At 70.9% G+C, this 13,500-nt stretch carries 13 protein-coding genes; 7 read left to right on the top strand and 6 right to left on the bottom strand.

Translation table 11 applies throughout. From position 1 onward, the window contains the following. Positions 1–14: 14 nt before the first annotated feature. From WPS_RS14205 to WPS_RS14220, 4 genes are all read right to left on the bottom strand, one after another. Positions 15–1,409, bottom strand: a complete 1,395-nt coding sequence (locus tag WPS_RS14205) for a sensor histidine kinase (protein WP_317995124.1) — start codon at positions 1,407–1,409, stop codon at positions 15–17. After that, positions 1,406–2,080, bottom strand: a complete 675-nt coding sequence (locus tag WPS_RS14210; protein ID WP_317995125.1) for a response regulator transcription factor — start codon at positions 2,078–2,080, stop codon at positions 1,406–1,408. Before WPS_RS14210 ends, WPS_RS14205 begins: the two co-directional genes overlap by 4 nt. Positions 2,081–2,111: 31 nt before the next feature. Further along, positions 2,112–4,280 carry a RelA/SpoT family protein gene (locus WPS_RS14215; protein ID WP_317995126.1) on the bottom strand — a complete coding sequence of 723 codons (2,169 nt, stop codon included), beginning with the start codon at positions 4,278–4,280 and terminating at the stop codon, positions 2,112–2,114. A gap of 77 nt (positions 4,281–4,357) precedes the next feature. Continuing rightward, positions 4,358–4,876, bottom strand: a complete 519-nt coding sequence (locus tag WPS_RS14220; protein WP_317995127.1) for an adenine phosphoribosyltransferase — start codon at positions 4,874–4,876, stop codon at positions 4,358–4,360. A gap of 120 nt (positions 4,877–4,996) precedes the next feature. On the opposite strand from WPS_RS14220, the gene WPS_RS14225 reads away from it, so the two are divergent. The 6 genes from WPS_RS14225 to WPS_RS14250 all read left to right on the top strand — a co-directional run bounded on the left by WPS_RS14225 (position 4,997) and on the right by WPS_RS14250 (position 10,539). Next, positions 4,997–5,299, top strand: a complete 303-nt coding sequence (locus WPS_RS14225) for a hypothetical protein (RefSeq protein WP_317995128.1) — start codon at positions 4,997–4,999, stop codon at positions 5,297–5,299. Positions 5,300–5,372: 73 nt separating this feature from the next. Next, entirely contained in the window at positions 5,373–6,197 is an 825-nt protein-coding gene (locus WPS_RS14230; protein ID WP_317995129.1) for a hypothetical protein, read from the top strand. A gap of 1 nt (position 6,198) precedes the next feature. Continuing rightward, on the top strand, positions 6,199–7,218 hold the full coding sequence (locus WPS_RS14235) for a glycosyltransferase family 4 protein (RefSeq protein ID WP_317995130.1): 1,020 nt from the start codon (positions 6,199–6,201) through the stop codon (positions 7,216–7,218). Continuing rightward, entirely contained in the window at positions 7,215–8,303 is a 1,089-nt protein-coding gene (locus tag WPS_RS14240) for a glycosyltransferase family 4 protein (protein WP_317995131.1), read from the top strand. Before WPS_RS14235 ends, WPS_RS14240 begins: the two co-directional genes overlap by 4 nt. After that, positions 8,300–9,376: a glycosyltransferase gene (locus tag WPS_RS14245; protein ID WP_317995132.1), complete on the top strand. Its 1,077-nt coding sequence runs from the start codon at positions 8,300–8,302 to the stop codon at positions 9,374–9,376. The genes WPS_RS14240 and WPS_RS14245 overlap by 4 nt, the downstream gene beginning before the upstream one ends. Beyond that, positions 9,373–10,539: a glycosyltransferase gene (locus WPS_RS14250; protein WP_317995133.1), complete on the top strand. Its 1,167-nt coding sequence runs from the start codon at positions 9,373–9,375 to the stop codon at positions 10,537–10,539. The genes WPS_RS14245 and WPS_RS14250 overlap by 4 nt, the downstream gene beginning before the upstream one ends. Here WPS_RS14250 and WPS_RS14255 read toward each other — a convergent pair. Further along, positions 10,526–10,936 (bottom strand): hypothetical protein, encoded by a 411-nt coding sequence (locus tag WPS_RS14255; protein ID WP_317995134.1) that lies wholly within the window; start codon positions 10,934–10,936, stop codon positions 10,526–10,528. The two genes, WPS_RS14250 and WPS_RS14255, sit on opposite strands and share 14 nt — an antisense overlap. 52 nt (positions 10,937–10,988) lie before the next feature. Here WPS_RS14255 and WPS_RS14260 point away from each other — a divergent pair, with 52 nt between their 5' ends. Beyond that, on the top strand, positions 10,989–11,483 hold the full coding sequence (locus WPS_RS14260) for a hypothetical protein (RefSeq protein WP_317995135.1): 495 nt from the start codon (positions 10,989–10,991) through the stop codon (positions 11,481–11,483). 10 nt (positions 11,484–11,493) lie between these two features. Here WPS_RS14260 and WPS_RS14265 read toward each other — a convergent pair whose 3' ends face one another. After that, complete coding sequence (locus WPS_RS14265; protein ID WP_317995136.1) at positions 11,494–13,494, bottom strand: DEAD/DEAH box helicase; 2,001 nt, start codon at positions 13,492–13,494, stop codon at positions 11,494–11,496. Between the last annotated feature and the right edge of the window lie 6 nt (positions 13,495–13,500).

The raw sequence follows: 13,500 nt of genomic DNA on the forward strand, positions 1-13,500 counted from the left end.
GTACCCAGCGAAGATTACGGCCGCATGAACGAGGGCAGTTCAACCACGACGAGCGCGCCGCCGGTCGCCCGGTTCGCGAGGCGGAGGGTACCGTGCATCGTCGCGACGATCACCGCCGCGATCGCCAGCCCGAGGCCGCTCCCGCCTCCGTCGTCACCGCGCGGACGTGCGGCGTCGTCGCGCCAGAAGCGCTCGGTTGCGTGCGCGAGCGCGGCCTCGCTAAATCCCGGCCCGTCGTCGGCGACCTCGACGCGCACGATGGTGTCGCCGCGGTGGACCGCAATCTCGACCCGGCCGTCGGCCCGAGCGTATTTCAAGGCGTTGTGCAGCACGCACGTGACCGCGCGCCGCACCGCGGGCTCGTGCCCGCACGCCATCGCACCCGGCTCGATCGATTGCGCGATCGCGACGTTGCGCGCGCGCGCGAGCGCGCGCATCCGCTCCGCGGCCTTCGCGGCGGCTCCGCCGACGTCGACCGGCTCCGACACCGCCGACTCCACCGCCTCACCGCGCGCCGCGGCGAGCAGATCGCGGGTGAGCTCTTCGAGATCGTCGGCCTGCTGGGCGATCGAGCGCAGCGCGCGTTCGTACTCGTCGGGCGTGCGCATGCGGCGCAGCATCAGATCGGCCTCGGCGCGGATCACCGAAAGCGGGGCGCGCAGTTCGTGCGACGCGTCGCTGGTAAAACGGCGCTCGCGATCGAACGCGTTCTCGAGACGATCCAGCATGCGGTCGAACGTGAGGCACAACCGTCCGAGTTCGTCATCGCGAACCGGGACCGCGATGCGCCGCGAGAGATCGTGCGCTTCGATCTCCGAGGCGATCTCCGCCAGATGCACGAGCGGCCGCAGCCCGCGCGCGGCGACGAAGCCGCCGCCGATCGCGGCGAACGCGGCGACGACCGGGATCGCCAGCGCAAACGCGAACGCGAGCCGGCGATCGAGGTCTTCGATGCCCTCGAAGTCGCCCCACACGAGCACGGTCCCCAGCGGCGTCTTGCCGACGGGGAGGGCCGCCGCCGAGACGCGCAGCGCGCCTTCCGGCGTGCGCACGGTCTGCGTTCCGCTGATCCCGGTCGCCGCGAGCGAGCGCACCATGTCGGGAAGGTCGACGACCGTGCTCGCGATCGCGCCGCGCTTGCGGCCGAAGACGGCGGCGTTGATCCCGCGCCCGACGATGCGGGCGAACTGCGTGCGGTCGTGCGGATCGAGCGCGATCGTGCCGTCGTGCTGATCGACGATCGCCGAGACCGCGCGAGTCGCAAGCTGCAGGCGGTCGTCGAGCGTGCTGCGCTGGATGCGGTCGACGAGCGCGAGCGTGCCCGCGGCCAAGACGATGAGCGCAACCAGCAGCGCGACGGCATAGGCGAGCGCGAGCTGACCGCGCAGGGTGCGCGGATCGATCGTCACGGCGCGGTGCCGAACCGGTAGCCGGCGCCGCGGACGGTGTGGATCAGCTGCGGTTCGTCTTCCGGGCTCAACTTGCGCCGTAAGCGGCGGATGTAGACTTCGATGACGTTCGACTCCGTCTCGCGGTCGCGTTCCCACAGCGCGTCCTCGAGCATCGGCCGCGTCACGACGCGGCCGGCGTTGCGCATCAAATACTCGAGAAAGGCGGTCTCGCGCGCCGAGAGCGCGATGCGTCGTCCGCCGCGCGCGACGATCCGCGTGCGCAGATCCATCACGACGTCGTCGACCTGCAGGGCGTCGCGCGCCGGGACCGGATCGCGGCGCGTGATCGAGCGCAGCCGTGCTTCGAGCTCGTCGAAGACGAACGGCTTGCGCAGGTAGTCGTCGGCGCCTGCGTCGAGCCCGGTGACGATTTCGTCGACGGTGTCACGCGCGGTGAGCATCAGGATCGGCGTGTGGATGCCGCCGTCGCGCAGAGCGCGCGCCACCGCGAGCCCGTCCTTGCCGGGAAGCATCACGTCGAGCAGGATCGCGTCGTAGGTGCCGTCGAGGGCGACGCGCTCGCCGGCGCTGCCGTCGCGCTCAACGTCGACGACGTGGCCGGACTCGGCCAGCCCGCGGCGCAGGACGTCGGCCAGCGACGGATCATCTTCGATGACGAGCAGCTTCACGCTGACCGCTCGCGCCTGCGCGGCAGCCCGCTCAGGTGGTCGCGCTGACGCGCGCTTCGCGCTTGGTGACGCGCCACACGTTGCGCACGTCTTTCACGTGACCGAGCTTGCGCAGCAGCGTGTGCAGGTGATCGAGGTCGCTGATCTGCGCGGTCATCGAGATGAGCGCGCTCTTGTCGCGCTTCGCGCGCGCGTTCACCGAACTGATCTGCGTCTTGAGCTCGGCGGCGATCCCCAGAACGTCCTGGAGCAGGCCCGCGCGGTCGGTCGCTTCGATCTCGATGTCGACGGAGTGGGTGAGCGCCGACTGGTCGAGCCACTGCGCTTCGAGGATCCGTTCCGGGGCGGCGTTCATGTACGCCGTGTTCGGACAGTCGGCGCGATGGACCGAGACGCCGCGGCCGATCGTGACGAACCCCATGATCGGATCGCCGGGGACCGGGCTGCAGCATTTCGAGAGCCGCACCAGCACGTCGTCGACGCCGGCGATCCGGATGCCGCTCGAGTTGCGCGCGACGCGGCGCGTGGTCGCCGGGCGCGGCAGGGTCGCGATTTCGACGACGTTGTCGGCCTTCGACTCCTCGCGCAGGCGCGCCACGACGCTCGACGCGGTCGCATCGCCGAACCCGATCGCGGCGAACAGGTCGGCGACGCTCTGGTAGTTGAGCTTCTTCGCGACCTTTTCGATCCCGTCGCCGCGCGCGAGGTCGACGCGCACGCCGGCGCGCGCCAGCTCCGCCTCGACGGCCTCCTGGCCGCGCAGGGTGTTCTCTTCCTTGCGCTCTTTGCGGAACCACTGCTTGATCTTGTGCTTCGCACCGCTGGTGCGCACGATCGAGAGCCAGTCGAGCGACGGACGCGCGGCTTTGTTGGTCAGGATCTCGGCGATATCGCCGTTCTTGAGCTGATATTCCAGCGGGACGATCTTGCCGTTGACTTTCGCGCCGACGCAATGGTGGCCGATGTCGGTGTGGACCTGATACGCGAAGTCGAGCGGCGTCGCCGCGGCGGGCATCGAGAACACGTCGCCCTTCGGCGAGAAGATGTACACCTGCGTATCGAACAGGTCGATCTTCAGATTCTCCATGAACACGCGCGAGTCGCGCATGTCGTTCTGCCACTCGAGCAGCGAACGCAGCCAGGTCAGCTTCTGCTCGAAGTCGTCCTTCTTGCCGCCCTCTTTGTAGCGCCAGTGCGCCGCGATCCCGTACTCGCTGGTGCGGTGCATCTCCCACGTGCGGATCTGCACCTCGAGCGGATCACCGCCAGGCCCGACGACCGTCGTGTGCAGCGACTGGTACATGTTGGGCTTGGGCATCGCGATGTAGTCTTTGAAGCGCCCGGGGAGCGGCTTCCACATCGCATGCACCACGCCGAGCGCGCCGTAACAGTCCTTGACCGATTCGGTGATGACGCGAACGGCCGTCAAGTCGTAGATCGTCGAGAAATCACGCCCTTTGAGCATCTTCTTGTGGATCGAGTAGAAGTGCTTGGGGCGGCCCGTGGTGTCGGCGTGCAGGCCGACTTTTTCGAACTCGTCCTTGAGCTCGGTGATCACGCGCTCGACCGTGGCTTCGCGCTCGTTGCGCTTCTTCGCGACGCGTTCGGCGATGTCGCGGTAGGCGTCGGGATCGAGGTAGCGCAGCGCGAGATCTTCGAGGTCCCACTTCACGCGCCAGATCCCGAGGCGGTGCGCGATCGGCGCGTAGATCTCGAGCGTCTCGCGCGCGATCGCCTGCTGCTTGAATGCCGGCAGGCTCGAGAGCGTCCGCATGTTGTGCAGGCGGTCGGCGAGCTTGATGATGATGACGCGGATGTCCTTGGCCATCGCCAGGAACATTTTGCGCAGGTTCTCGACCTGCGCGTCTTCCTTCGATTGGTAGGGGATGCGCGTCAGCTTGGTGACGCCGTCGACCAGCGACGCGATCTCGGCGCCGAATTGTTCGGCCACCTCGTCGTTGGTGATGACGGTGTCTTCGACCACGTCGTGCATGATCGCGGCGGCGATCGTCGCGCGATCCATCTCGAGGTCGGCGAGGATGTCGGCGACCGCCAGGGGGTGCGCGATGTACGACTCGCCCGAGGCGCGGTGTTGGCCTTCGTGGGCCTTGTCGGCCACGTCGTACACACGTTCGAGCCAGCCCTCTTCCAGCGAGGGGTCGTAGTGGCGAACTTTGGCGACGAGGTCCGAGATGGTCATGGCTATATGGCCCTTAGCCTACTAGAAACACAATCGGACATGCAAAGGATTTCGCCGTCACCCTGAGGCGGCGGGGGCTAGTAGTGGATGAAGGACGTGAGTTCGGTGCCGTTCACGGCGGCTCGGCCGCCGAGCGCGACGAGTTCGATCAGGACCGCGACGCCGACGACGTCGGCGCCGAGCTTCTCCAGCAGGCGCAGGGTGGCGTTGATCGTGCCGCCGGTGGCGAGCAGGTCGTCGACGACCAGCACCCGGTGGCCTCGGCCGACCGCATCGGCATGCACTTCCAGGGTGTTCGTCCCGTACTCCAGCGCATATTCCTCGCTGAACTTCTCGCCCGGGAGCTTACCCGGCTTGCGGACGGGAACGAAGCCGGCGCCCAGTTGGTGAGCGACCGGGGCGCCGAGCATATAACCGCGCGCTTCGATCCCTACGACGGCGTCGATCTGTGCGCTGCGGTACTTCTCGACGAAAAGATCGATCGTCGAGCGGAATCCGGCGGGGTCGGCGAGCAGCGGCGTGATATCGCGGAACAGGATCCCCGGGATCGGAAAGTCGGGAATCGCACGGATCAGGGACTCGATCTGGACGGGCACGCCGCCCGGTTCGCGTTCGCGGTCCGGGTGCCTGCGATCCGAGCCAGGGGGAACCACCCGGACGACCAGGACGTTCCTTTCGTGTAATCATTCTCCATTCGGGGAAGATCAGGAGACGCTATGAACGCAAAATTTCTGACGGCGAGCGCGCTCGCCGTCACGATGTCGATCGGGGCCGTCGCTCCGGCGCTGGCCGACGGAGCAGCCAGCACCCGCAACATCATCCTCGGCGGCGCGGCGGCGGCGGTGCTCGTCACCAACTACAACCACAAGAAGCGGATCAAACAGGAAGAGAATCGCGAACAGGCCCGCCGTCAGGCGTCGTACCGTTCGTACTTCTATCACCGCTACGGCTACTACCCGAGCGAACAGCAGTACCGCGACTGGTACTATCGCAACTACGGCACGTATCCGTCGAACTGACGGCGGCTGACGGTCCGACCCGGTTGAAGCCACCCCACCCGGGGTGGCTTTTTCAACGCGGCGAAGCCCTACGATGGTGATCGACTTTCAGCGCTACCGCACGCGGATGATCGTGGCGGTCGCGCTCGCGCTCGCGCTGCACGAGATCGCGCTCTCGCTCGTGCACGGGCCGACGCGCCCGCGCGACGACGAAAGCAACGCGCCGGCGACGCGCATCGCGATCGAGACGCCGAAACCGACACCGCGTCCGACGCCGACGCCGAAGCCGCCGCCCAAGCCGACGATCCCGCCGACGCCGCCGCCGCACATCACGCCGCCGCCGCGCGCCACCGTCGCGCCGATTCAGGTCGCCGGCCGCGCAAAGGGGACGCCGGCGCGTCATCGCGGCGGCGGCGCGCATCACGCGATCGCGAAGGCCGCGCACGGAAAACACGCCGATCCGAACGCATCGGGAAGCGGCACGGGCTCGTCGCACGGGACCGGCAGCGGCAACGCGCCGGGCGTCGGCGGCGGCCTCGGCGGCAACGGCGCGGGGACCGGCGGCAACGGCAACGGCGCGGTCAACGCGAACGCACCGTGCGGCTTCGTCGACTTCGAACCGTTCGCGGCGCCGACGTACCGCGACGGGACGGCGTACGAGCCGATCCGCGCGATGGTGACGTTCCCCGACGGCCACACGGAGACCGAACGGTTCCCGTACAAATGGGTCTATCCGAACGGCGAGCAGAACGATCCGTGGTCGGATACGAATCTGCGCCGGCCGCCGAAAGAGATCCCAATGCAGTTGCCGCCGCCGGGGACCGACACGTCGTCGTTCCCGCCGGTGCTGCAGTACATTTTGCAGCACACGACCTCCGATGGGTACACCAACCTGCAGCCCTGCCCCGGCTCGCGCTAGGGTGCGCACGGTCCATGTCGCCGTCGACGCGCACAACCTCGCGCGCGATGAGCGCGGCATCGGCCGCTACGCGCGCGCCGTGCTCGTTCGCGCGCTGCCCGATCCGCAGTTTCGCTGGACGCTCGTCGTGCGCGATCTGTTTCCGAAGCGAGGCGCGATCGCGCGCGCGCTCGACGGCGCGCAAGCCGCCGTCGCGCGAAGCGTCCCGTCCGACGCCGACGTCGTGTGGTTTCCGTGGAACGGGACGTTTTTGCGCACCGACGTTCCGTCGGTCGCGACCGTGCACGACGCGGCACCGTTCGCGTACCCGCATCCCGAGCCGCGCATCCGCACACGCGAGCAGACGCCGTTTCTAGTCACCGCTTCCACCGCGCGTCGGATCCTGGTACAGTCGGCGTTCACGGCGGGCGAAGTCGAACGGCGTCTCGGCGTTCCGGCGGAACGCATCGTCGTCACGCCGCTGGGCGTCGACGCCGCGTTCGCACCGGGGCCGAGCGCGCCGCCGGCACCGCTCGCCGGGAAGCGCTACGTTTTGCACGTCGGCGCGCACGACGAACGCAAGAACACCGCGACGCTGATCGAGGCGCACCGCCGCGCGTTCTACGCCGGCGACGTCGCGCTCGCGTTCACGCGGCGTCCGCCGCAGGTCCCGCCGGGCGGTGTCGTCGTCGAAGCGCGCGACGATGCCGCGCTCACCGCGCTGTACCGCGGCGCGACGCTGGTCGCCATGCCGTCGCCCTACGAAGGCTTCGGTCTGCCGATGCTCGAGGCGATGGCGAGCGGGACGCCGGTGCTCGCCGCGCGCGCGGGCGCACTCCCCGAAGTCGGCGGAGACGCGGCGGCGTACGTCGACGACGCCTTCGACGCCGACGCGTGGGCGGTCGCGCTGCGCGCGCTCGTCGCCGGCGAAGCGACGCGCACGGCCTTGCGCGCGCGCGGCCTCGCGCGTGCGGCAACCTTCACCTGGGAGCGCTGCACGGCGCAGACGCTCTCCGTCCTGCGCGACGTCGCCGGGGCGTGAAGGCGCTGCTGGTCCTGCGTCCCGACGCGGGGGCACGCCCCGACGGCGACCTCGTGCACGCCGAGCGCGCCGGGGCCGCGGTGCGGCAGTTCGGCGTGCAGGTCGACGTCGTCGCCTCCGACGCGCCCGACGCGCGCGGCTACGATCTCGCGCACGTCTTCGGCGTCTTCGAGCCCGACGTCGCGCGCCGCCAGCTCGAGGCGCTGCGCGTGCAGTCGGTCCCGATCGTCCTCTCGCCGATCTGGCTCGATCTGCGCGCGTACGCCGCGATCGCACCGCGCGTCGAGCACGCGCTCGCCGCGCGTTCGCCGGCGGCGGTCGAGACGCGGCTCGCGCGCTTGCGGCGCGAGGCCGAGATGCTGCCGTGGACCGGCCGGGCGGTGCGCGCGGCGAACCGGCGCCTCGCCGTGCAGCGCGCCGCGATCGCTCTCGCCGACATCCTCCTGCCCGCGAGCGAGGTGGAAGCGTATCTCTACGGCGAGCGTCTCGGACTGACCGCGATGCCGTTCGTCGTCGCACCGCTCGGCGTCGACGACGACGCGTTCGACATCCAGCGGCCGGCGCAGCGCAACGGCGTGCTGTGCGCCGGCCGCGTCGAGTCGAAGAAAAACCAGGCCGCGCTGCTGTACGCGCTGCGAGACGTCGACGTCGACGTGACGATCGTCGGGACGGCGTACGATCCGGTGTACCTCGCGCTGTGCAAGCGGTACGCGACGCCGCGCACGCGGTTCGTCGACCACGCGCCGCGCGAGCGCGTGCTGGCGATGATGGCGCGCGCCGCGGTGCACGCGCACCCCTCGTGGCTGGAGAGCCCCGGGCTCTCGTCGCTCGAGGCGGCGGCGACGGGCACGCGCATCGTGGCCGGCGACCGCGGCTGCGAGCGCGAGTACTTCGGCTCGGACGTCGACTACGCCGATCCCGCCGAGCCGGCGACGATCCGCCGCGCCGTCTTGCGCGCGTTCGAGCGCGGCGAGCGCGAGCGCGGCGACGCGCTCGAGCGCCGGCTCGGCTCGCGCACCTGGCAGCGGCACGGCGAAGCGACCGTCGACGCGTACTACCGGGCCGTGGTGCATCGGCGCCGATGAAGGTCCTGTTGGTCGTCCGTCCCGATGCCGCGGAGAAACTCGGCGGCGACGTCGTCGTCGCCGGCTATGCGCACGACGCGCTGCGCGCGCTCGGCGTCGACGCCGACCTGATCGCGTCGACGCAGCCCGATCTTCGCGGATACGACGTCGCACACGTCTTCGGCATCTTCGAGCCGGCGTTCGCGCGCCCGCAGATCGACGCGGTTCGCCGCTTCGGAACTCCGCTGGTCGTCTCGCCGATCTGGTGGGATCGCACGGCGCTCTTCGTCGCGTCGCCGCGCGTCGAACGCGCACTCGCGCGCGACGCACGCGCGGCGACTCGGGCGATCGCGCGGGTGCGCGAACGCGAACGCGCACTCGTCGCCGCACCCGGATCGGGCGCGCTGCGGCGGCTGCGCGAACAGTCGGCGCTGCTCGCCGCCGCCGACGCGGTGGTCGCGGCGAGCGAGGTCGAAGCCTTCGCGTGCTCGACCGGCCTCGGCGTCACCGAACCGTCGTACTTCATCGCCCACTACGCCGTCGAATTCGCAGACGACGACGGCGCAGCGCGCGCTGCGCGCGCGGGCGTCGCATGCATCGGTCGGCTGGAGTCGCTGAAGAATCAAGCTGTCGTTCTGTTCGCTCTGCGCGACCTCGACGTCGACGTGACGCTCGTCGGACGCGCCTACGACGAGCGCTACGCCGCGCTCTGCCGCCGCTGGGCAACGCCGCGCACGCGCTTCGTCGACCGGCTCGCCGCGGAGGAGCTGCGCGCGCTGTTCGCGCGCAGCGCGGTGCACGTCCTCGCGTCGTGGGGCGATCTCCCGGGGCTCGTCTCGCTGGAGGCCGCGTCGCTGGGCGCGCGCGTCATCGCCGGCGCGCGAGGCTCGGAGCGCGAGTACCTCGGTTCCGAGGCGTCGTACGTCGACCCGCTCGACGTCGACGGCATCCGCCGTGCCGTCGTGCGCGCGCTCGAGGCGCCGCCGCGCCCGTCCGGCGACGCGCTCGACCGCCGGCTGCGCGCACGCACGTGGCGGCGTCACGCGGAGACGCTGCTCGACGCGTACGCGCACGCGAGCGGTGAGCGGCGGTGAGGCTGCTGGTCGCCGCCGAACGGCTCGGACCGCTCGGCGGGATGGAACGCGCGCTCGGCGTGCTGCTCCCCGCTCTCGCCGCGCGCGGCGCGCAGGTGCGCGTCCTCGCGCGCACCATCGCCGCGCCGCCGAGCGGCCTCGACGCAAGCGTGATCTCCTGGGCGGAGGAGCACGCACCGCCGGATCCCGCGGCGGCGAATGCCGTGCACGACGCGATCCGCGCGTTCGCCCCCGACGCGGCGCTCGCCGCGAACGTGATGGACGCCGGCGTCGTCGCCGCGCTGCGGTCGGTGCCGCGCGTCGTCTATCAGGTGCACGATCACCGGCCGTTCTGTCCGAACGGCGACCGGCGCTTTCCGCGCACGGGCGCGAACTGCACGCACGCGCTCGGCGGCGCGTGCGTGCTGCACGCGCTCACCGACGGCTGCGCTTACGGTCCGCGCCCGCGCACCCTGCAGCTGCTGCGCCGGCGGGAGGCGCTGCGCGACGCGATCGCGGGCGCCGACGCGGTGGCGGCGGCGTCGCGTTACGTTGCCGCCCTCGCGCGGCGCAGCGGGATCGACGCGGCGCGCGTGAACGAGATCCCGATGCCGCTCCCCGACGACGCGTTCGCGTCGCCGGTCGTGGAGACGCCGGCAGGGATCGTCGCGTTCGCCGGCCGCGTCGTCGCGCAGAAAGGCTTGCTGTCGCTCGTGCGCGCGATCGGGCGCATCGACGCGGCGCGGCGGCCGCGGCTCGACGTGTACGGCGACGGTCCCGAACTCGCCGAGGCGACCGCGTGTGCGGGCCGGCTCGATGTCGCACTGACCGCGTTCGGCAGCGTCGATCCGGCGGCGGTGCGGGACGGCTTCGACCGCGCGACGGTGGCGGCGGTGCCGTCGCTATGGGCCGAGCCGTTCGGCCTCGCCGGGATCGAGGCGCATGCGCGCGGGCGCGCGGTCGTCGCGTACGATGCGGGCGGGATCGATGCGTGGCTGCGCGACGGGCGCAACGGGCTCGCGGTGACGCTCGGCGACGAAGCCGCGTTGGCGCGCGCGCTCGCACGTCTCCTCGACGACGACGCACTGCGAACGCGCCTCGCGACGCAAGGGCGTGCCGATGCCGAGCGCTTTCGTCTCGGGCCGGCGGTCGACGCGCTATGGGATCTGCTCAGCGGCGGGTAAGCACGTCGATCGTCCAGGCGTCGCCGTTCCAGGCGAAATGCAGGCGTTCGTGCACGACGCGCGCCGGGCGCCCGCCGCGCGCCGGCGCGGTCAGCGTGACCGCGACCGTCCGGCCCGACGTCTCGCGCGCGTTGACGTCGGCGTCGCTGAAGTCGCGGTAGCGCTCCGCGAGCTGCGCGTCGGAGATGCCGGAGCGCGCTCCTCCGGAGAGCATCGCGCCGGCGGGCACCCAATGCGCGGCCTCGACTTGCCCGTAGAATCGCTCGACGAGCGCGGTGAAATCGGGCTCGCCGGGCGGCGTCGCCGGATGCGTCGTGCTCGCGGTGCTCGCCGCGTGCGGCGCGCAGCCCGCGGCGAGCAGGACGGTCAGCACGACGGCGCGGCTGCGGGACGTCATCCGGCTAGAAGCAACGCCGGGAGCCGGGAGCCCTGCCGCCGTAGCGAACCGGATGCGCTGGATCTCCGCCGGTACCGTCGTCCTCATGCTGTTCGCGGCATCGTGCGCCGCCGCACCCGCGTCGCACGACGTGCCGAAACCGGCGGCCTGCGATGCAACCGTAAACAAACCGCTCGGCGACCTCGTCGCGCAAGAGACGATGCAGCCCGTCGACAACGTCATGGTGTGCGGTACGACGATCGGTCCGTCGCGGCCGCAGCGCGCCGGTGCGCACGGCGGCCACCAGCTGATCCCGCTGCGCGCGCCGGTCGACGGCGGAAGCGTGCTCGTCGAAGTGGTGACCAACGACGAACTCGACGGCCGCGTCACGGCGCCGCGCGGCGCGACCGTGTTCGCGTACGGCCAGTATTTTCACACCTCGCGCCGCCAGCGTCCGTTCAAGGCCGGAATTCACGACGTCCACTGCGCGACGCACCGCGGCGCCGACAACGGCTGGGTCGTCGTCAACGGCGTCTCGTACCCGCGCGGTTCATGCCCGCTGTACTGACGCGAGCCGCTCAGCGCAGCAGCGGGACGCCGCTCGGGTAGATCGGGCGGTCGACGAGCGCTTCGAGCACTTCGGGGCGCGCGGTGAGGACGACGTCGGAGAAGCGCGCGAACGCCTCGCGTTCGGCTTCGCCTTCGGCGTACCGTTCGGTCTGGGTGAGGTCGACTTTGCCGTTGACGGTGAGGAAGCGCAGATAACGCCCGTCGTCGTCTTCGCCGGTTTCGACGAGCCCGCCGTCTTCGAAGATCCGCGCCGCGGCGGAGACCGTCGAGCCCTCAACGCGGTCGAAGTCGAGCGTCGCGGCGATGTCGGCGTAGGTGGAGCGCAGGACGCCGCCCGACGCCATCTTCTTCATCGCGGCGTAGAGCGCGCGCAGGGTCTCCAGCCGCGGGGCGGCGCGATCGATGATGTAGTCGTTGATGCCGCGGTCGCGCTCGCCGAAGAGCAGGTGAATCGACGCGTCCGCGCCGTCGCGCCCGGCGCGCCCCGACTGCTGGTTGAATTCGGTGAAATCGAAATTGAGGTGGTAGAGAAAGACGTGGCCCACGTCGGGCAGGTCGATCCCTTCGCCGAACGCCGAGGTCGCGACGACGACGCGCAGGAGACCGTCGCGGAAGTAGCGCTCGACGTCGGCGCGCTCGGCGCTCGCGACGCCGGCATGATAGAACGCGACGACGTCGCCGAGCGATCGGCGCAGCTTCTCCGCGGTCTTCGTCGCCTCGCTGCGTGAATTGCAGTAGACGATCGCCTTTGCGCCGTCGGCGGCGATCCGTTCGATGTAGGCGAGTTTGTTGGTCGTGCCCCGCGCGTCGACGACGTGCAGGTTGTCGCGCACCGTCGGATCGATCACCCAGGCGTCGACGTTCAGCGTGCGGCGGATCGTTGCGAACGCTTCGTCGCCGGCGGTCGCGGTGAGCGCGAGGACCTGCGGGCTGCCGAGCGCTTCGATCGCACCGGCGATGCGCTGGTAGGCGGCGCGGTGCGTCGACTCGTGCAGATGGTGCGCTTCGTCGACGACGATCAACGACGGGTGCGACGCGATCGTGCGGAAGCGGTCGAGGTGAAACTGCACGAACTCGGGCGTCGCGCAGATGATGTCCCACGTCCCCGCGTCGAGCGCGTCGTTAAGCGCCGCGCGCTCGCCGGCGTCGATCGCGCCGTTGGCGCGGTGGATGCGCAGGCCGAGCGGCTCCAGGCGGCGGACGAGAGCTTCGTACTGGTCGTTCGCGAGCGCGCGCAGCGGGTAGAGCACGACGGTCTTCTCACCGCGTTCGAGCGCGCGCACCGCGGCGGGATATTGGAAGCAGAGGGATTTGCCGCGGCCGGTCCCCAGCACGGCGAGCGTGTTGCGGCCGGCGTCGAGGCGATCGAGGACGGCGCGCTGGGCGTCGCGCAGCTCGCGGTCGCCGATCAGCGCGCGCAGGACGTCGGCGCTCGCGACGCTGCTGCGCGCGCGCGACTCGCGCGCCGTGCGGCGGCGCTCGCGCGTGACGTAGATGTTGATCCCGAAAGAGCGCGTTCCGGTGCCGCCGGTGAGCGCGGTGACTTCGGCGGTGTACTGTTCGCCGCCGTCAATGTTGGGGGCGATGCGCGCGGCGATCTCGCGCTTGACGTAGCCGATGTGGAGCGTGCCGTATCGTACGGCGACGGCGCTCGGGTCGTGGGCGTTCTCCGGATCGCGCTGCAGTGCGAGCGCGTCGCCGGGACGCAGGCCGGCGATCGTGTCCTGACGGCCTTCGAAGGTGACGCCGACGACTTTGGTGTTGAAGCCCGTGGCGTCGCCGATGGTGGCGTAGGGATCGCGTGAGAGGTAGGCGTCGGCCTTCGCGTAGAGCGCGTCGAGGAACGCCGTAGCAGGCCGCGATTCGGGCTGCGCTTCGGCGGGCTCGGCGTGACGGGGTTGCGCCTCGGCGGGCTCGGCGTGACGGGGTTCGGGGTCGTCGAAGTGCGCGAGAAGCCGCTCGAAGGCGGCTTCTGACGGGGTCGGGGGCGGGAGGCGCCGCTCGGGCACGGTGCG

The organism is Vulcanimicrobium alpinum (assembly GCF_027923555.1).
Lineage (GTDB): Bacteria > Vulcanimicrobiota > Vulcanimicrobiia > Vulcanimicrobiales > Vulcanimicrobiaceae > Vulcanimicrobium > Vulcanimicrobium alpinum.

Bases quoted from the DNA above. Each gene is read 5' to 3' on its own strand.
- WPS_RS14215 (WP_317995126.1), bottom strand. From the start codon at position 4,280: ATGACCATCTCGGACCTCGTCGCCAAAGTTCGCCACTACGACCCCTCG.
- WPS_RS14225 (WP_317995128.1), top strand. From the start codon at position 4,997: ATGAACGCAAAATTTCTGACGGCGAGCGCGCTCGCCGTCACGATGTCG.
- WPS_RS14230 (WP_317995129.1), top strand. From the start codon at position 5,373: ATGGTGATCGACTTTCAGCGCTACCGCACGCGGATGATCGTGGCGGTC.
- WPS_RS14245 (WP_317995132.1), top strand. From the start codon at position 8,300: ATGAAGGTCCTGTTGGTCGTCCGTCCCGATGCCGCGGAGAAACTCGGC.
- WPS_RS14255 (WP_317995134.1), bottom strand. From the start codon at position 10,936: ATGACGTCCCGCAGCCGCGCCGTCGTGCTGACCGTCCTGCTCGCCGCG.
- WPS_RS14260 (WP_317995135.1), top strand. From the start codon at position 10,989: ATGCGCTGGATCTCCGCCGGTACCGTCGTCCTCATGCTGTTCGCGGCA.